The sequence below is a fragment of the Pseudorhodoferax soli genome (assembly GCF_003337555.1).
In the GTDB taxonomy this organism is placed as follows: Bacteria; Pseudomonadota; Gammaproteobacteria; order Burkholderiales; family Burkholderiaceae_C; genus Pseudorhodoferax; species Pseudorhodoferax soli.
In genome coordinates this window covers 20,654-38,447 of the sequence record NZ_QPJK01000014.1, presented here as the reverse complement: position 1 = coordinate 38,447, position 17,794 = coordinate 20,654, and the positions used below count along the sequence as shown (strand labels likewise).

The window sequence follows — 17,794 nt, the reverse complement described above, 5'->3', positions numbered from 1 at the left end:
CACTGGATCGGGGCTTCATATTGCGGCGCCCGCGGTTCGGAGCGAGCATGGCCGCCCACGCACCTGCCGCGCGGATTGTCGGCGCCTGCCATCGGCGGACTCCGGCACCGCGGGGCCAACTCCATCCTATGAGCGAACAGAAGATCGCGTTCTACACGGGCCCCGCCGGCGGCTGGGGCGCATTGAACAGCGTGAAGAACGCGCTGCTGCGCCAGGACATTCCCCTCAAGGGCGCGAGGACGCTGCTGTCGGCCAACCAGCCCGACGGCTTCGACTGCCCCGGCTGCGCCTGGCCCGACCGCAACCACACCTCGACCTTCGAGTTCTGCGAGAACGGCGTGAAGGCCGTGGCCGCCGAGGCCACGGCCCGGCGTGCCGGCCCGGAGCTGTTCGCGCGCCACACCGTGGCCGAGCTGCTGCAGCACAGCGATTTCTGGCTCGAAGACCAGGGGCGGCTCACGCACCCCATGGTCTACGACGCCGCGACCGACAAGTACCTGCCCATTGCCTGGGACGATGCCTTCGCGCTGATCGCGCGCCACCTCAACGCCCTGCCCGATCGGGACCAGGCCATCTTCTACACCTCGGGCCGGGCCAGCAACGAGGCCGCCTTCCTGTACCAGCTGTTCGTGCGCGAGTACGGCACGAACAACTTCCCCGACTGCTCCAACATGTGCCACGAGCCCAGCGGCAGCGCCATGAAGCCGCAGATCGGCGTGGGCAAGGGCACGGTGCAGCTGTCCGACTTCGAGCTGGCCGACGCGATCTTCATCTTCGGCCAGAACCCGGGCACCAACCACCCGCGCATGCTGGGCGAGCTGCGCCAGGCCTCCAGGCGCGGCGCGCGCATCGTGAGCTTCAACCCGCTGCGCGAGCGCGGGCTGGAGCGCTTCCAGGATCCGCAGAGCAAGATCGAGATGGCGACCCTGGGCTCCACGCCCATCAGCTCGCACTACTTCCAGCTGCAGGGCGGGGGCGACCTCGCCGCCGTCAAGGGCATGCTCAAGCGGCTCATCGAGCGCCAGGACGCAGGCGAGGATGTGCTGGACCGTGCCTTCATCGCCGAGCACACGGTGGGCTTCGAGGCGCTGGCCGCCGATGTGCGTGCCGAGCCCTGGGACGCGATCGTCCAGGAGGCCGGCCTCACGCGTGAACAGATCCACCAGGCGGCCGACATCTACATCGCCGCCGGGCGCGCGATCTTTTGCTGGGGCATGGGCATCACCCAGCACCAGCACTCGGTGGCCACGATCCAGATGATGGGCAACCTGCTCATGGCGCGCGGCAACGTGGGCCGGCCCGGCGCGGGCTTCTGCCCGGTGCGCGGCCACAGCAACGTGCAGGGCGACCGCACCATGGGCATCTGGGAGAAGCCCCCTGCCGCGCTGCTGGACCGGCTGGCCGAGGTGTTCGGGTTCGAGCCGCCGCGCCGCCACGGGCTCGACACGGTGGAGGCCATCCAGGCCATGCTCGATGGCCAGGGCAAGGTGTTCTTCGCGCTGGGCGGTAACTTCGCGGCCGCCACGCCCGACACCTACGCCACCTGGCGCGGACTGCGCCAGTGCGCGCTGACGGTGCACGTGGCCACCAAGCTCAACCGCAGCCACGTGGTGCACGGCAAGGAGGCGCTGATCCTGCCCTGCCTGGGCCGCACCGAGATCGACATGCAGGCGACAGGCCCGCAGGGCGTGACGGTGGAAGACTCGATGAGCATGGTGCACATCTCGCTGGGCATCAACCCGCCGGCCTCCGAGCACCTGCTGTCCGAGCCGGCCATCGTGGCGCGGCTGGCGGCTGCCACCTTGCAGGGCCGCAGCCAGACGCCCTGGCTCTGGCTGGTGGAGGACTACGCGCGCATCCGCGACAAGATCGAGGCCGTGTTCGACGACTTCAAGGACTTCAACGCCCGCGTGGCGCAACCGGGGGGTTTCCGCCTGCGCAACACGGCCAGCGAGCGTGTGTGGGAGACGCCCACGGGCAAGGCCACCTTCTTCCCGCATGCCGTGCCGCGCGACACGCCCGTGCACCGCGCCCGGCGCAGCGAGAAGGCGCGCGGCACCATCGTCTTCACGCTGCTGACCACGCGCTCGCACGACCAGTACAACACCACCATCTACGGCATGGACGACCGCTACCGCGGCGTCTTCGGCCAGCGCCGCGTGGTGTTCATCCACGCCGAGGACATCCGCGCGCTGGGGTTCAAGGATGGCGACTGGGTCGACATCCACACCGTCTGGGACGACGGCCAGGCGCGCCGGGCCGATGGCTTCAAGCTGGTGGCCTACGACATTCCGCGCGGCAGCCTCGCCGCCTACTATCCCGAGACCAATCCGCTGGTGCCGCTGTCGGCGACGGCCATCGCGGCGGGCACGCCGACCTCCAAGGCCATCCCGGTGCTGCTGACGCCGCACGCGCCGGCCGCCGCCGAACCGGCCGCCGCGACCACTGCCGCAGCCTGATGCAGGACGGCGCCGCGCTGTCCACCCGCATCCTGCAGGAGCTGGCCGCTGCGCCCTTGGATGACGGCCTGTCGCTGCCGCGCCTGGGCAAGCGCCTGGGCCTGGGCGCCAGCGTGCTGATGCGCGAGCTCGCGCTGATGGGCGATGCCGCCATCGGCGGCGTGCGCGGCCCGGGCTGGGCGCGCGTGGAGCAGTTGGACGAGCGCTGGGTCGCCCACATCACGCCCGCGGGGCGGGCCCGGCTCAGCGCAGGCCCGCGTTGATCCTGTCGAGCGCGTTGGCGCCGGGGCACAGGGCCGGCGCGCCGAGGCGGTTCAGGGGCGTCTGGCTGGTCTGCAGCATGGCGTGCAGGTCTTCGGCCCCGCCGTCCACATACAACAGGCCGGTCAGCAGCTCGCCGCGCGCCTGCTGCGCCACCACGTGCTGCAGGGCAGCGGCCCGGTCGCCCGGATCGTAGTCGGCGCGCAGCTTGCGCAGGCGCAGCAGCGAACCGTCGCCCTGCGGCAGCGTGAGCAGCTCGCCGGGCGCCGGCTCGGCCTGGACCTCGTCGGCCAGGCGGATGAAGTCGATGCGGTTCACGGCTTCGTTGTGCTCGCGCACATGGTCGTAGCTCTTGGTGCTGCCGGCGTGGTTGTTGAAGGCCACGCAGGGGCTCACCACGTCGATGAAGGCCGCGCCGCGGTGGCCGATGGCGCCGCGGATCAGTGGCACCAGCTGCGCCTTGTCGCCCGAGAAGCCGCGCGCCACGTAGGTCGCGCCCAGCTGCAGCGCCAGACCCACGAGGTCGATCGGGCTGTCGTGGTTGACCGCGCCCTTCTTGCTCTTGGAGCCCTGGTCGGCCGTGGCCGAGAACTGGCCCTTGGTCAGGCCGTAGACGCCGTTGTTCTCGACGATGTAGACCATGTTCACGCCGCGCCGCATGGCATGCGCGAACTGGCCCAGGCCGATCGACGCCGAATCCCCGTCGCCCGACACGCCCAGGTACAGCAGTTCGCGGTTGGCCAGCTGCGCGCCGGTCAGCACGGAGGGCATGCGGCCGTGCACGGTGTTGAAGCCGTGCGAGGCGCCGAGGAAGTAGTCGGGCGTCTTGGAACTGCAGCCGATGCCCGAGAGCTTGGCCACGCGGTGCGGCTCCACGTCGAGTTCCCAGCAGGCCTGGATGATGGCGGCGGAAATCGAATCGTGGCCGCAGCCGGCGCACAGCGTGGAGATCTTGCCTTCGTAGTCGCGCCGCGTGTAGCCGACCTTGTTGGGGGCCAGCGAGGGATGGTGCAAACGGGGCTTGGCCAGGTAGGTCATGCAGCGGTCTCCGGCTGGCGTTGGGCAGCGTTGGCGTTGGTGATGGCGCGGGCGATGAAGCGCGCGGTGATCGGCGTGCCGTCGAAGTGCAGCACGCGCACCAGGCGCGCGGGGTCGGCGTCGAGCTCGTTGACGAGCAGGCTGCGCATCTGCGCGTCGCGGTTCTGCTCGACCACGAACACGCGTTCGTGCGCAGCGATGAAGCTGCGCACCGCCGCCGGGAATGGGAAGGCGCGCAGGCGCAGCGCGTCCACGTGCACGCCCGCTGCCGCCAGTTGCTCCAGGGCCTCGTCCATGGCCGGGCTGGTGGAGCCGAAGTAGATGACTCCGAGCGGCGTGGCCTGGGCCGCTGCGCGCTCGACCGGCGCCGGCACGAGGTCGGCGGCGGTGGCGAACTTGCGCAGCAGCCGCTCGACGTTGTAGGTGTAGTCGGCCCCGCGCTCGGAGTAGCGCGCATAGGCGTCGCGCGTGGTGCCGCGCGTGAAGTAGCTGCCTTTGCTCGCATGCGTGCCGGGCAGCGTGCGCCAGGGAATGCCGTCGCCGTCCACGTCCTTGTAGCGCCCGAAGTCGCGGCCGGCCTCCAGCATCTCGGCCGTCATGATCTTGCCGCGGTCGTAATCGCGGCCTTCTTCCCAGACGAAGGGCTCGCACAGGCGCTGGTTCATGCCGATGTCCAGGTCGGTCATCACGAACACCGGCGTCTGCAGGCGGTCGGCCAGGTCCAGCGCGGCGGCGGCATGCTCGAAGCACTCGCGCGGGTCTTCGGGGAACAGCAGCACGTGTTTGGTGTCGCCGTGGGAAGCATAGGCACAGGCCAGGATGTCGGCCTGCTGCGTGCGCGTGGGCATGCCGGTGGAAGGGCCGCCGCGCTGCACGTTGACGATGGTGACGGGGATCTCGGCAAAGTAGGCCAGGCCGATGAACTCGGTCATCAGCGAGACGCCGGGGCCCGAGGTGGCCGTGAACGCGCGCGCGCCGTTCCAGCCCGCGCCCACCACCATGCCGATGGAGGCGATCTCGTCCTCGGCCTGAACGATGGCATAGCGGCGTTCGCCGGTTTCCTTGTCTTCGCGGAACTTCGTGCAGTAGGACTGGAAGGCCTCGGCCACCGAGGACGAGGGCGTGATCGGGTACCAGGCCGCCACCGTGGCTCCGCCGTACACGCAGCCCAGCGCCGCGGCGCTGTTGCCGTCCACGAAGATGCGCCGGCCCACGCGGTCGGCCCGGCGCACGCGGATCGGCAGCGGCGCCTGGAGATGCTCCTGCGCGAAGTCGCGGCCCAGGTGCAGCGCGCGCACATTGGAGGCCAGCAGCTTCTCCTTGCCCTTGTACTGCTCGCCGAACAGGTCGACGATGACCTGGGGCTCGATGTCCAGCAGCACCGACAGCGCGCCCACGTAGATGATGTTCTTGAACAGCTGGCGCTGGCGTGGATCGCTGTAGACGGCGTTGGCGATCTCGGTCAGCGGCATGCCGATGACGGTGATGTCCGTGCGCAGCTGCTCCGGCGGCACCGGCCGGGTGCTGTCGTAGAACAGGTAGCCGCCCGGCTCGATCTCGGCCAGGTCGTCGGCCCAGGTCTGCGGGTTCATCGCCACCATCATGTCGATGCCGCCGCGCCGGCCCAGGTGCCCGGCCTCGCTGACGCGCACTTCGTACCAGGTCGGCAGGCCCTGGATGTTGCTCGGGAAGATGTTGCGCGGGCTCACGGGCACGCCCATGCGCAGGATGGCCTTGGCGAAGAGTTCGTTGGCCGAGGCCGAGCCCGAGCCGTTGACGTTGGCGAACTTGACGACGAAGTCGTTGATGGCCGCGATGGAGGTCATGCGTGGGCTCCCTGGCACGCGCCGGCCTGCGCCGTCTTGAACAGGAACTTCTGCATGTCCCAGGCCCCGGTCGGGCAACGCTCGGCGCACAGGCCGCAGTGCAGGCACAGGTCTTCGTCCTTGGCCATCACGCGCCCGGTCTTGAGCGGGTCGGAGACGTAGAGGTCTTGCTCGGGATGCAGCGCCGGCACCTTCAGGCGCCCGCGCAGGTCTTCCTCTTCGCCCGGCGCCGTGAAGCTGATGCAGTCCATCGGGCAGATGTCCATGCAGGCATCGCACTCGATGCAGGCCTCCTGCGCGAAGACGGTCTGCACGTCGCAGTTCAGGCAGCGCTGGGCCTCCTTGAAGGCGGTGGCAGCGTCGAAGCCGAGTTCGACCTCCACGCGGATGCTGGCCAGCGCGACCTCGGCCTTGGCCCATGGCACCTTGAAACGCGCCTCGGGCGCCACCGCGTTGTCGTAACTCCATTCGTGGATGCCCATCTTGGTGGACACCAGGTTGCTGGTTCCGGCCGGGCGGGCCTGCACATCCTGCCCTTGCAGAAAGCGGTCGATGGACACCGCGGCCTCATGCCCGTGGGCGACGGCCGTGATGATGTTCTTGGGGCCGAACGCGGCGTCGCCGCCGAAGAAGACCTGCGGCAACGAGGACTGGAAGGTCTGCGCATCGAGCGCCGGCAGGCCGTTCTCGCCGAAGGCGATGCCGGTGTCGCGCTCGATCCAGGGGAAGGCGTTCTCTTGCCCCACCGCGATCAGCACCTCGTCGCAGGGCAGCAGCACCTCGGGCTCGCCGGTGGGCACCAACTGGCGGCGGCCGCGCGCGTCGACCTCGGCGCGCACGATCTGGAAGCGCATGCCGGTCAGCCGGCCGGCCTCGTGCTCGAAAGCCACGGGCACGTGGTAGTTCAGGATCGGGATGCCCTCGTGCTGCGCATCCTCCTTCTCCCAGGGCGAGGCCTTCATCTCGTCGAAGCCGCTGCGCACCACGACCTTCACATCCGCGCCACCCAGGCGCCGGGCCGAGCGGCAGCAGTCCATGGCGGTGTTGCCCCCGCCCAGCACCAGCACGCGGCGCCCGATCTGCGTGACATGGCCGAACGAGACCGAAGCCAGCCAGTCGATGCCGATGTGGATGTGGGCAGCGGCCTCCTGGCGGCCCGGCAGGTCCAGGTCGCGCCCGCGCGGCGCACCGCAGCCCACGAAGACCGCGTCGAAGTCCTGCGCCAGCAGCGCGGCCATGGAGTCCACACGCTCGCCGCCGCGGAATTCCACGCCGAGATCCAGCACGTAGCCGGTCTCCTCGTCGATGACCTCCTCGGGCAGGCGAAAGCGCGGGATCTGCGTGCGGATGAAGCCGCCCGCCTTGGCCTCGGCATCGAACACCGTGACGGCATAGCCGAGTGGCGCCAGGTCGCGCGCCACGGTCAGCGCAGCCGGGCCGGCGCCCACGCAGGCCACGCGCCTGCCGTTGCGCGGCGCGGCCTGGGGCATGCGGTGCGCCACCTCGCCCTTCATATCGGCCGCCACGCGCTTGAGCCGGCAGATCGCCACCGGTTCAGGCTGCTCCTGGCTGGCCTCCTCCACGCGGCCGCGCCGGCAGGCCGGCTCGCAGGGCCGGTCGCAGGTGCGGCCCAGGATGCCGGGGAACACGTTGGAGGCCCAATTCACCATGTAGGCGTCGGCGTAGCGGCCTTGGCCAATGAGGCGGATGTACTCGGGAACGGGGGTGTGGGCAGGGCAGGCCCATTGGCAGTCGACGACTTTGTGGAAATAAGACGGACTGGCTACTTGCGTTGGCTGCAATCTTTTGTCTCCTTGCCCAGCGGTGCCGGTGGCCCACTGGTCAGACCAGTCTACGCGCGGGGCCCGTGGCTTGCCTACGGTGAATCCCGCACCCGTGGCCCCTGTGCAAACGCACGCCTGGCGCGCCAATTCGGCCCGGTATTCGCTATAGTTGCGCGCAGTAACGCCTTGAAACGCCGAAGCGGCGCCGCACCCCTTTTCTGCACGAGGTTGCCCAATGACCGAGTCCCTGGCCAAGCTGTTTCGCATCTTCGCGCTCCTTGGTGCCTGTTGGGCCCCGGGCTGGGCCGCAGCCCTGGACAAGCCTGCCGGCGAGGTCGTCCTGACGATCAGCGGCAAGGTCGGCCAGCCCAACGCCGGCCCGCGTGCCGTCTTCGACATGGCGATGCTGGAGAAGCTGCCGCAGCACAGCTTCTCGACCAGCACGCCCTGGCACTCCGGGCCCACGCGCTTCACCGGCCCGCTGCTGCGCGACGTGCTGGCCGCGGCCGGCGCCACCGGCAGCAAGCTCGTGGCCGTGGCGCTCAACGACTACAAGACCGACATCCCGTTCACCGACGCCGCCCGCTACGACGTGATCGTGGCCCGGCTGCTCAACGACAAGCCCATGCCGGTGCGCGAGAAGGGCCCGCTGTTCATCGTCTACCCCTTCGACAGCAAGGCCGAACTCAAGGCCGAGACCTTCTACAACCGTTCGGCCTGGCAGCTGCACCAATTGCAGGTGCAGTGACGCCACCGAACGCACCACCGACGGCCGGGCGCCGCCCGGCTCCTTCCCCCTTCGCATGCCGCGCAGCCAACGCCTCCTGCGCCTGCTGATCGCCAGCCTGGTGCTGGTCTACATCGCCATCGGCGTCCTGCAATACCGGCAGTACCGGGCGCTGGACGACGTGATGCGCCGCGGCGACATCAATGCGCTGTGGACCTTCGCGCAGCTCAATGTCGAGTACGAGCGCTTCGACCACGCGCTGAACGCCCACCTGCTGGACGCAGCTGCCATGCCGCACAGCCAGCTGCAGCTGCGCTACGACGTGTTCATCAGCCGCGTGGGCGCGGTGGACAAAGGCACGGCCTACGAGCTCATGCGCGAGGACCCGGCCTACCAGCAGGGCATGGACGAGCTGCGCCGCTTCATCGCCGCGGGCGACCAGGTGCTGGGCCCGAACGCCGCGGCGGGCCAGCCACGCGCGGCGCTGCAGGCGCTGCGCGAGCAGTACCTGGCGATCCGCTCGCCGGTGCGCGACATGTCGTTGGCGGCCACGCAGTCCTCGGGGGAGCTGACCGACCAACGCAACCGCGAGGTGCAGGCCCAGACCCTGCAGACCGGCATGCTGACCGCCTTCCAGTGCGTGCTGACGCTGTTGCTGGCCGGCGCCATGGCGCGCCAGTTCGCGGCCCGCCAGCGCGCCAGCGCCGAAGCGCTCGCGGCGCAGGGCGAGCTCGTGGCCTCGCTCAAGCGCAGCGAGGAAGCGCTGGAGCGGCGCGTGCAGGAGCGCACCGCCGCGCTGGCCGAGGCCAACGACAGCCTGCGCGCCCAGGAAGGCGCCCTGCGCCAGGCGCAGGCGCGTGCCGAGCAGGCCTCGCAGATGAAGTCCGATTTCCTGGCCAACATGAGCCACGAGATCCGCACGCCGCTCAACGCCGTGATCGGCATGAGCCACCTGATGCTGCGCACCGAGCTCACGGCGCGCCAGCGCGACTACGTGCGCAAGACCCAGCGCTCGGGCCAGCACCTGCTGGACCTCATCAACGACATCCTGGATTTCAGCAAGATCGAGGCCGGCAAGCTCGAGGTGGAGAGCGTGGACTTCGACCTGCAGAACGTGCTGGACGGCGTGGCCGACCTGGTCGGCGAGAAGGCCACGGCCAAGGGCCTGGAACTGGTGTTCGACACCGAGGGCGCGCTGCTGCCACGCCGGCTGCGCGGCGACCCGCTGCGCCTGGGCCAGATCCTCATCAACTACGCCAGCAATGCCATCAAGTTCACCGAGCGGGGCGAGGTCGTGGTGCGGGTGCGCCACCAAGTGCTGGCCGACGGCGCCGTGTTGCTGCGCGCCGAGGTGCACGACACCGGCATCGGCATGACGGAGGAACAAAGCGCCCACCTGTTCCAGTCGTTCCAGCAGGCCGACAGCTCGACCACGCGCAAGCACGGCGGCACTGGCCTCGGCCTGGCGATCTCCAAGCGGCTGGCCGAGCTCATGGGTGGCGAGGTCGGCGTGCACAGCCGCGAAGGCCAGGGCAGCACTTTCTGGTTCACCGCGCGGCTGCTGCTCAGCCAGCAAGCCGAAGCGCCGCGGCTGTCGATCCCCGACCTGCGCGGGCGCTCCGTGCTGGTGGTGGACGACAGCCCCACCGCGCGCGAGATCCTGGGCACCATGCTCGAGCAGATGCACTGCAGCGTGGTGCAGGCCGCGGGCGGCGCCGAGGCGCTCGCACTCGCCCGCGCGGCGCAGCAGGCCGGCCGGCCGTTCGAGGTGGCCTTCCTGGACTGGCGCATGCCGGACATGGACGGCATCGAACTGGCCGGCGAACTGGCGCTGCTTGCCTCCCCGCCGACGCCGGTGATCGTCACGGCGCACGGCCGCGAGGAAGTGCTGCAGGACGCGCAGCGCGTGGGCGTGGAGCTGCTGCTGGTCAAGCCGGTCAATCCCTCGCTGCTGTTCGAGACCGCGATGCGCGCCCTGTCGGTGGCCCAGCCCGCCACCGAGCCCGTCCCGCGCGCGGCGCTGCAGTCCGACGCGCCGCACCTGGCGCCCCTGCGCGGCGCGCTGGTGCTGCTGGTCGACGACAACGACCTGAACCGCCAGATCGGCACCGAATTGCTGGAGGCGGTGGGCATCCAGGTCGAGGTGGCCGAGGACGGCCAGCAGGCGCTCGACCGGCTCGCCGCCAAGCCCTACGAACTGGTGCTCATGGACATGCAGATGCCGGTCATGGACGGGCTGGAGGCCACGCGCGCGATCCGCCGCAACCCGCGCTGGCAGCAGCTGCCCGTGCTGGCCATGACGGCCAACGCCATGGCCAGCGACCGCCAGCGCTGCCTGGACGCGGGCATGAACAGCCACATCGCCAAGCCGATCGATCCGAACGAGCTCTACGCCCAGCTGCTGCAGTGGCTGCCCCGGCGCGAACGCGCGGTAGCACGGGCCGCGCCGGCTGCCGCACCGGCCCCGGACGCCGCATTGGCGGCCGACGACGCGTTGCTGTGCATCCCTGGCCTGGACGCCGCCGCCGGCCTGCGCCGTGTGCTGCAGCGGCGCAGCACCTACGACGGCCTGCTGCGCCGCTTCGTCGATGGCCAGGCGCAGGCCATCGCCAAGGCGCGCACCGCGCTGGCTGCGGGCGACCGCACCCAGGCGCAGCGCCTGCTGCACACGCTCAAGGGCACGGCGGCCACCATCGGCGCCGGCCCACTGGCGCAGGCCGCCCAGGCCGCGGAGGACATCCTGAGCCAGCCGCTGCGCGACGCGGCCGAGGAAGACCGCCTGCTGGCCGCCTGCGAGACGCTGTGCGGCCCGCTCGTCGCAGCGCTGCGCCAGGCGCTGGAGGCCGGCGAGGCCATGGCCCCGCCAGCCGCTGCCGCGGCCGGGCCGTTCGACTGGAACACCGTACGCCCGCTGGCCGAGCGGCTGCTCGCCCTGCTGGAGCAGGACGATGCCGATGCGATCGACCTGCTCCAGCGCAATGCCGCCCTGCTGCGCCCGGCGCTGGGCGAGCGCTACGAAGGCATGGCCAGCGCCATCGGCGACTTCGACTTCGGCAGTGCCGCGCAGCAGTTGCGCGATGCCCTGCCCGCCACCGTGCGGACTTAGGCCGGCAGCGCCAGCGCGGCGGCCACCTCGGGCGGCGCCTGCACCAGTTCGATCAACACACCCTCACCCGCGATCGGGAAGGCCTCATTGGCCTTGGGATGCAGGAAGCAGATGTCGTAGCCGGCCGCGCCCTTGCGGATGCCACCCGGCGCGAAGCGCACGCCCTGGGCGGTGAGCCATTCCACGGCCTTGGGCAGGTCGTCGATCCACAGGCCCACGTGGTTCAGCGGCGTGGTGTGCACGGCCGGCTTCTTCTCGGGGTCCAGCGGCTGCATCAGGTCGACCTCGACCTTGAAGGGGCCGCTGCCGATGGCGCAGATGTCCTCGTCGACGTTCTCGCTCTCGCTGCGGAAGTTGCCGGTGACCGTGAGGCCCAGCATCTCGACCCAGAGCTTTTGCAGGCGCTGCTTGTCGGGGCCGCCGATGGCGATCTGCTGGATGCCCAGCACGCGGAAGGGTCGGTTGTTCGTGCTCATGCGTGTTCGTCCTGTTCGATGGAAATGGGGCGGGTGGCGTAGCCCAGCTTGTCCAGCAGCCGGCGGTCGGCATCCGCATCGGGATTGCCGGTCACGAGCAGCTTGTCGCCGTAGAAGATCGAGTTGGCGCCGGCCAGGAAGCACAGCGCCTGCACCGGTTCGCCCAGCTGCTGGCGGCCGGCCGACAGGCGCACGCGCGCCGTCGGCATGGTGATGCGCGCCACCGCGATCACGCGCACGAAATCCAGCGGATCGATCGGCTCTGCGTCGGCCAGCGGCGTGCCCGGCACGCGCACGAGGCTGTTGATGGGCACCGATTCGGGGTACGGGTCCAGGTTGGCCAGCTGCGCGATGAGGCCGGCGCGGTGCACCGGCGTCTCGCCCATGCCCACGATGCCGCCGCAGCACACGCTGATGCCGGCCGCGCGCACATGGGCCAGCGTGTCCAGCCGGTCCTGGTAGCTGCGGGTGTCGACGATGGCGGCGTAGTGCTCGGGCGCGGTGTCCAGGTTGTGGTTGTAGTAGTCCAGGCCCGCGTCGCGCAAGGCCACGGCCTGGTGCTTTTCCAGCATGCCCAGCGTGGCGCAGGACTGCAGGCCCAGGTCCTTCACGGTGCGCACGAGCTCGGCCACCTTCTCGATGTCGCGGTCCTTGGGCGCGCGCCAGGCCGCTCCCATGCAAAAGCGCGTGGCACCGGCATCCTTGGCAGCCTGGGCCGCGTGGCGGACCTCGTCGACCGACATCAGCTTTTGCGCCTGCACGCCGGTGTCGAACCCGGCCGACTGCGGGCAGTAGCCGCAGTTCTCGGGGCAGCCACCGGTCTTGACCGAGAGCAGCGTGGCCAGTTCGATGTCGCCTGCCGGCCAGTGCGCCCGGTGCACGGTCTGGGCGCGGAACAGCAGTTCGTTGAACGGCAGGTTCAGCAGGGCCTGCACGTCTTCGACGCGCCAACGTTGGGGCGCCGAGGCGGCAACTTGCGCGCGGCGGACCGGCGGCGCGAAATGCACAGGTTGCGCGTGCGCGACCGATTCGGGTGGGGTCAACAGGGATTCTTGAGGCATCGCGTCCTTCCTGGTTTAACGGGATCTGCGGCGATTGTGGGAGGCGCTGGCGGCGCCTGGGAAGTCTCCGGGCGCAGAAAGTCGGCCTCTTTCCCGTGCTGCCAAGACCGTCCAAATGCACGAGGACGATCGCCGACGAAGCACGGCGTTGAGCCCTCGTTCGCAGAGCTTGGGCGCGGCCATGTCGGCACCGCGCCAACGTCCGTCTTTCGGCGCCGAACGTGCAGCGAACCGCACGGGGCAGCGGCCCAGGCCGCCGGGAGATGGACGCACTTGTGCGCCCACCGGGCCCGGTGTCAGGCGAACTCGACGATGGGCTGGTCCACGGCCAGGCTTTCGCCCTTGTTGGCCAGCACCTTGCCGACCACGCCGTCGGCGGCGGCGAACAGCACGTTCTCCATCTTCATCGCCTCGATCACCGCCACGCGCTCGCCGGCCTGCACCTTCTGGCCCGGTTGCACCGCCACCTCCACCAGGAGGCCCGGCATGGGCGAGAGCACGAAGCGGCTCATGTCCGGCGGCGCCTTGTAGGGCATCAGCGTGAACAGCTCGGCTCCGCGCGGCGACAGCACCAGCGCATCGAGCTGCGTGCCGTTGTGCTGCACGCGGATCGCCAGCGTGTTCTTGGGCGTGCCGCGCTCGACCTGGGCGCTGAACGGCTCTCCGTTGCTGGTACCGGCCAACCGGATCGCGCCGAGCCGGCTGTCGCTGGCCAGCGCATAGCTGCGCGCGCCCACCTGCACCGTGCTGCTGCCGGTCTGGCCTTCGTAGCTGGTCACGCGCACGGGCGTGGCCTTGTGGTGGCCGTCTGCGCCAAGCGCCACGACCACGAAGTCCTGGCCCACCTTGAGGCCGTGGCCCGCCATCTGGCCGCTGATGCCGCTGGCGCGGCCCAGGTAGCGCCGGTTGGCGAAGGCGGCCAGTGCCAGCAGGAACTCGGGCTCGGCGTGCGGCACGTCCTCGGCATGGAAGCCCAGGCCGTAGTGCTCGGCGATGAAGCCGGTGTTGAAGTCGCCTGCGACGAACCTGGGGTGCGCCAGCAGCGCGGCCTGGAACGGGATGTTGCTGCTGATGCCGCGGATGATGAAGCCGTTCAGTGCCTCGCGCATCTTGGCGATCGCCTCGTTGCGGTCGCGCCCGTGCACGATGAGCTTGGCGATCATCGAGTCGTAGTACATCGGGATCTCACCGCCGTCCTGCACGCCGGTGTCCACGCGCACGCCCTGCAGGTGCTCGGTGTCGGCCGCGAACATGGTTTCCTGCGGCGGCGCGAAGCGCACCAGCCGGCCCGTGGAGGGCAGGAAGTTGCGGAACGGGTCTTCGGCGTTGATGCGGCACTCGATGGCCCAGCCGTCGCGCTTCACGTCGGCCTGGGTGAGCGGCAGCTTCTCACCTGCCGCCACGCGGATCATGAGTTCGACCAGGTCCACGCCGGTGATGCACTCGGTCACCGGATGCTCCACCTGCAGGCGCGTGTTCATCTCCAGGAAGTAGAAGTCCTGGTCCTTGCCGACCACGAACTCCACCGTGCCGGCGCTCTGGTACTTCACGGCCTTGGCCAGCGCCACGGCCTGCTCGCCCATGGCCTTGCGCGTGGCGTCGGAGATGAAGGGCGACGGCGCCTCCTCGATGACCTTCTGGTGGCGGCGCTGGATCGAGCATTCGCGCTCGTTCAGGTAGATCACGTTGCCGTGGCTGTCGCCCAGCACCTGGATCTCGATGTGGCGCGGCTGCTCGACGAACTTCTCGATGAAGATGCGGTCGTCGCCGAAGCTGTTGCGCGCCTCGTTCTGGCAGGCCGTGAAGCCCTCCAGCGCCTCCTTGTCGTTGAAGGCCACGCGCAGGCCCTTGCCGCCACCGCCCGCACTGGCCTTGATCATCACGGGGTAACCGATGTCCTTGGCGATCTGCACCGCGCGCTCGGCGGATGCGATGGCGTCGTTCCAGCCCGGGATGGTGTTGACCTTCGCCTCGTTGGCCAGCTTCTTGGAGGCGATCTTGTCGCCCATCGCCGCAATGGAATAGTGCTTGGGGCCGATGAAGGCGATGCCCTCTTCCTCCACGCGCTTGGCAAAGGCCTCGTTCTCCGACAGGAAGCCGTAGCCCGGGTGCACGGCCTCTGCGCCCGTCTGCTTGCAGGCGGCGATGATCTTGTCGGCCAGCAGGTAGCTCTCGCGCGAAGGTGCGGCGCCGATGTGGACCGCCTCGTCGGCCAGCTCCACGTGGCGGGCATAGCGGTCGGCGTCGGAGTAGACGGCGACGGTTGCGATGCCCATCTTCTTGGCCGTCTTGATGACGCGGCAGGCGATTTCTCCGCGGTTGGCGATGAGGATCTTCTTAAACATGGCTTGTCTCCGCTACGCAATCGCCTGCGCACGCTGCGCGTGCCATGCAATGTGTTGAAACGCCCGCTGCGCGGTCGTTTTCTCCGCGATTGGCGATCAGGATTTTCTTGAACATGTTGTTGCGCTCCGGGCCGATCAAAGAGGAATGTTCCCGTGCTTGCGCCACGGGTTCTCGAGCTTCTTGTCCTTGAGCATCACGAGCGAGCGGCAGATGCGCTTGCGCGTCTCGTGCGGCAGGATCACGTCGTCGATGAAGCCGCGCGCGCCCGCCACGAAGGGGTTGGCGAAGCGGGCCTTGTACTCGGCCTCGCGTGCGGCCAGTTTCACGGGGTCGCTCTTGTCTTCGCGGAAGATGATCTCCACCGCGCCTTTGGCACCCATCACCGCGATCTCGGCGTTGGGCCAGGCGAAGTTGACGTCGCCGCGCAGATGCTTGGAGCTCATCACGTCGTAGGCGCCACCGTAGGCCTTGCGCGTGATGACGGTGATCTTGGGCACCGTGCACTCGGCGTACGCATACAGCAGCTTGGCGCCGTGCTTGATGATGCCGCCGTACTCCTGGCTGGTGCCCGGCATGAAGCCCGGCACGTCGACGAAGGTGATCACCGGGATGTTGAAGGCATCGCAGAAGCGCACGAAGCGCGCGGCCTTGATCGAGCTCTTGATGTCCAGGCAACCGGCCAGCACCAGCGGCTGGTTGGCGACGATGCCCACCGTCTGGCCTTCCATGCGCGCGAAGCCGACGACGATGTTCTTGGCGTACTCGGGCTGGATCTCGAAGAAGTCGCCGTCGTCCACGGTCTTCGTGATCAGCTCCTTCATGTCGTAGGGCTTGTTGGCGTTCTCGGGCACCAGCGTGTCCAGGCTCATGTCCTGGCGATCGGCCGGGTCGTTGCTGGGCCGCACCGGCGGCTTCTCGCGGTTGTTGAGCGGCAGGTAGTTGTACAGGCGGCGCAGCATCATGAGCGCCTCGACATCGTTCTCGAACGCGAGGTCGGCCACGCCCGAGCGCGTGGTGTGCGTGATGCCGCCGCCCAGTTCCTCGGCCGTCACCTCTTCGTGGGTCACGGTCTTCACCACCTCGGGGCCGGTGACGAACATGTAGCTCGAGTCCTTCACCATGAAGATGAAGTCGGTCATGGCCGGCGAGTACACGGCGCCACCCGCGCAGGGGCCCATGATCATGCTGATCTGCGGCACCACGCCCGAAGCCATCACGTTGCGCTGGAACACATCGGCATAGCCGCCCAGCGAGGCCACGCCTTCCTGGATGCGGGCGCCGCCCGAATCGTTGAGGCCAATGACCGGTGCGCCGACCTTCATCGCCTGGTCCATGACCTTGCAGATCTTCTCGGCATGGGCTTCGGAGAGCGCACCGCCGAACACCGTGAAGTCCTGGCTGAACACGAAGACCAGCCGGCCGCTGATCATGCCGTAGCCCGTGACCACGCCGTCGCCCGGAATCTTGTTGTCGGCCATGCCGAAGTCCACCGAGCGGTGCTCGACGAACATGTCCCATTCCTCGAAGGTGCCGTCGTCCAGCAGCAGCTCGATGCGTTCGCGCGCGGTCAGCTTGCCCTTCTTGTGCTGGGCGTCGATGCGCTTCTGCCCACCACCCAGGTGCGCCTGCGCGCGCTTTTGTTCCAGTTGTTCCAGGATGTCCTGCATGTCACTCCTCTAGCGGTTGTGTCTCTTCACGTCGATACGGATGCGCTGGCCAGCAGCTGGCGCGCGGCGGTGGATGCGGCGATGCGGCCTTCGGTGACGGCGGCCACCATGCCGGGCAACTGCTCGCGCACGGCGGGATGGCCGCGGAAGGCCTGCTTGAGCCCGGTCTCGATGCGTTCCCACATCCAGGCCAGGGCCTGCTTCTGGCGCCGGGCTTCCAGCCGGCCGTTGGCGGTCTGCAAGGTGCGGAACTGTGCGACCTTCTCCCAGAAGCGGTCGACACCTTCGTTGCGCAGGGCGCTGAGCTGCATGGCGCGTGGGCGCCACAGGCTCTCGTCGTGCAGCGAGTGGCCGGCACTGCCGTGCATGCCCAGCAGCCGCAGCGACGAGGTGATCTGCGCCTGCGCGCGCGTCGCAGCGTCTGGGTCGATGTCGGCCTTGTTGATGACCACCAGGTCGGCGATCTCCATCACGCCCTTCTTGATGGCCTGCAGTTCGTCGCCCGCGTTGGGCAGCTGCAGCAGCACGAACATGTCGGTCATGCCGGCCACGGCCGTCTCGCTCTGGCCCACGCCCACGGTCTCGACGATGACCACGTCGTAGCCCGCGGCCTCGCAGACCAGCATGGCCTCGCGCGTCTTCTCGGCCACGCCGCCCAGCGTGCCCGACGATGGGCTAGGCCGGATGTAGGCGCGCTCGTGCACGGACAGCTGCTCCATGCGCGTCTTGTCGCCCAGGATGGAGCCGCCCGAGACGGTGGACGACGGGTCGATGGTGAGCACCGCCACGCGGTGGCCCTGGGCGATCAGGAACAGCCCCAGCGCCTCGATGAAGGTGCTCTTGCCGACGCCAGGCACGCCCGAGATGCCCAGGCGGAAGGCGCGGCCGGTGTGCGGCAGCAGCGCGGTCAACAGTTCGTCGGCCTGCGCGCGGTGGTCGGCGCGGGTGGATTCCAGCAGCGTGATGGCCTTGGCGATGGCGCGGCGCTGCTGCGGCCCTTCGCCCCGCAGCAGCGGCTCGGCCCAGGAGGTGGTGGAAATGGT

Annotated in this window: 12 protein-coding genes; 4 read left to right on the top strand and 8 right to left on the bottom strand. The window is 69.4% G+C overall.

Annotated elements, in window-relative coordinates; translation table 11 throughout:
- The first annotated feature begins 128 nt into the window (after positions 1-128).
- The gene (locus DES41_RS34140) at positions 129-2,459 is read left to right on the top strand and encodes an FdhF/YdeP family oxidoreductase (protein ID WP_114472097.1); all 2,331 of its coding nucleotides are present in this window, start codon (positions 129-131) and stop codon (positions 2,457-2,459) included.
- Complete coding sequence (locus DES41_RS34135) at positions 2,459-2,722, top strand: hypothetical protein (protein WP_114472096.1); 264 nt, start codon at positions 2,459-2,461, stop codon at positions 2,720-2,722. Before DES41_RS34140 ends, DES41_RS34135 begins: the two co-directional genes overlap by 1 nt.
- Here the strand turns inward: DES41_RS34135 and DES41_RS34130 are convergent.
- Genes DES41_RS34130 through DES41_RS34120 form a run of 3 tightly spaced genes read right to left on the bottom strand, consistent with a single transcriptional unit; the run spans position 2,703 to position 7,386 of the window.
- Complete coding sequence (locus DES41_RS34130) at positions 2,703-3,758, bottom strand: 2-oxoacid:ferredoxin oxidoreductase subunit beta (RefSeq protein WP_114472095.1); 1,056 nt, start codon at positions 3,756-3,758, stop codon at positions 2,703-2,705. The two genes, DES41_RS34135 and DES41_RS34130, sit on opposite strands and share 20 nt — an antisense overlap.
- Positions 3,755-5,584, bottom strand: a complete 1,830-nt coding sequence (locus tag DES41_RS34125; RefSeq protein WP_114472094.1) for a 2-oxoacid:acceptor oxidoreductase subunit alpha — start codon at positions 5,582-5,584, stop codon at positions 3,755-3,757. Before DES41_RS34125 ends, DES41_RS34130 begins: the two co-directional genes overlap by 4 nt.
- Positions 5,581-7,386 carry an FAD-dependent oxidoreductase gene (locus DES41_RS34120; protein WP_114472093.1) on the bottom strand — a complete coding sequence of 602 codons (1,806 nt, stop codon included), beginning with the start codon at positions 7,384-7,386 and terminating at the stop codon, positions 5,581-5,583. Before DES41_RS34120 ends, DES41_RS34125 begins: the two co-directional genes overlap by 4 nt.
- Positions 7,387-7,603: 217 nt before the next feature.
- Here DES41_RS34120 and DES41_RS34115 point away from each other — a divergent pair, with 217 nt between their 5' ends.
- Complete coding sequence (locus DES41_RS34115) at positions 7,604-8,116, top strand: putative pterin-binding protein (protein ID WP_114472092.1); 513 nt, start codon at positions 7,604-7,606, stop codon at positions 8,114-8,116.
- 55 nt (positions 8,117-8,171) lie between these two features.
- Positions 8,172-11,201 carry a hybrid sensor histidine kinase/response regulator gene (locus DES41_RS34110; RefSeq protein ID WP_114472091.1) on the top strand — a complete coding sequence of 1,010 codons (3,030 nt, stop codon included), beginning with the start codon at positions 8,172-8,174 and terminating at the stop codon, positions 11,199-11,201.
- Here the strand turns inward: DES41_RS34110 and DES41_RS34105 are convergent.
- The 5 genes from DES41_RS34105 to meaB all read right to left on the bottom strand — a co-directional run bounded on the left by DES41_RS34105 (position 11,198) and on the right by meaB (position 17,791).
- Positions 11,198-11,677: a VOC family protein gene (locus tag DES41_RS34105; RefSeq protein WP_114472090.1), complete on the bottom strand. Its 480-nt coding sequence runs from the start codon at positions 11,675-11,677 to the stop codon at positions 11,198-11,200. The genes DES41_RS34110 and DES41_RS34105 overlap by 4 nt on opposite strands.
- On the bottom strand, positions 11,674-12,738 hold the full coding sequence (gene bioB / locus DES41_RS34100; RefSeq protein WP_114472089.1) for a biotin synthase BioB: 1,065 nt from the start codon (positions 12,736-12,738) through the stop codon (positions 11,674-11,676). Before bioB ends, DES41_RS34105 begins: the two co-directional genes overlap by 4 nt.
- Before the next feature lie 296 nt (positions 12,739-13,034).
- The gene (locus DES41_RS34095) at positions 13,035-15,083 is read right to left on the bottom strand and encodes an acetyl-CoA carboxylase biotin carboxylase subunit (protein ID WP_114472088.1); all 2,049 of its coding nucleotides are present in this window, start codon (positions 15,081-15,083) and stop codon (positions 13,035-13,037) included.
- Positions 15,084-15,218: 135 nt separating this feature from the next.
- Entirely contained in the window at positions 15,219-16,751 is a 1,533-nt protein-coding gene (locus DES41_RS34090) for an acyl-CoA carboxylase subunit beta (protein WP_114472087.1), read from the bottom strand.
- Positions 16,752-16,777: 26 nt separating this feature from the next.
- Positions 16,778-17,791: a methylmalonyl Co-A mutase-associated GTPase MeaB gene (gene meaB / locus DES41_RS34085; RefSeq protein WP_114472198.1), complete on the bottom strand. Its 1,014-nt coding sequence runs from the start codon at positions 17,789-17,791 to the stop codon at positions 16,778-16,780.
- Positions 17,792-17,794 lie beyond the last annotated feature (3 nt).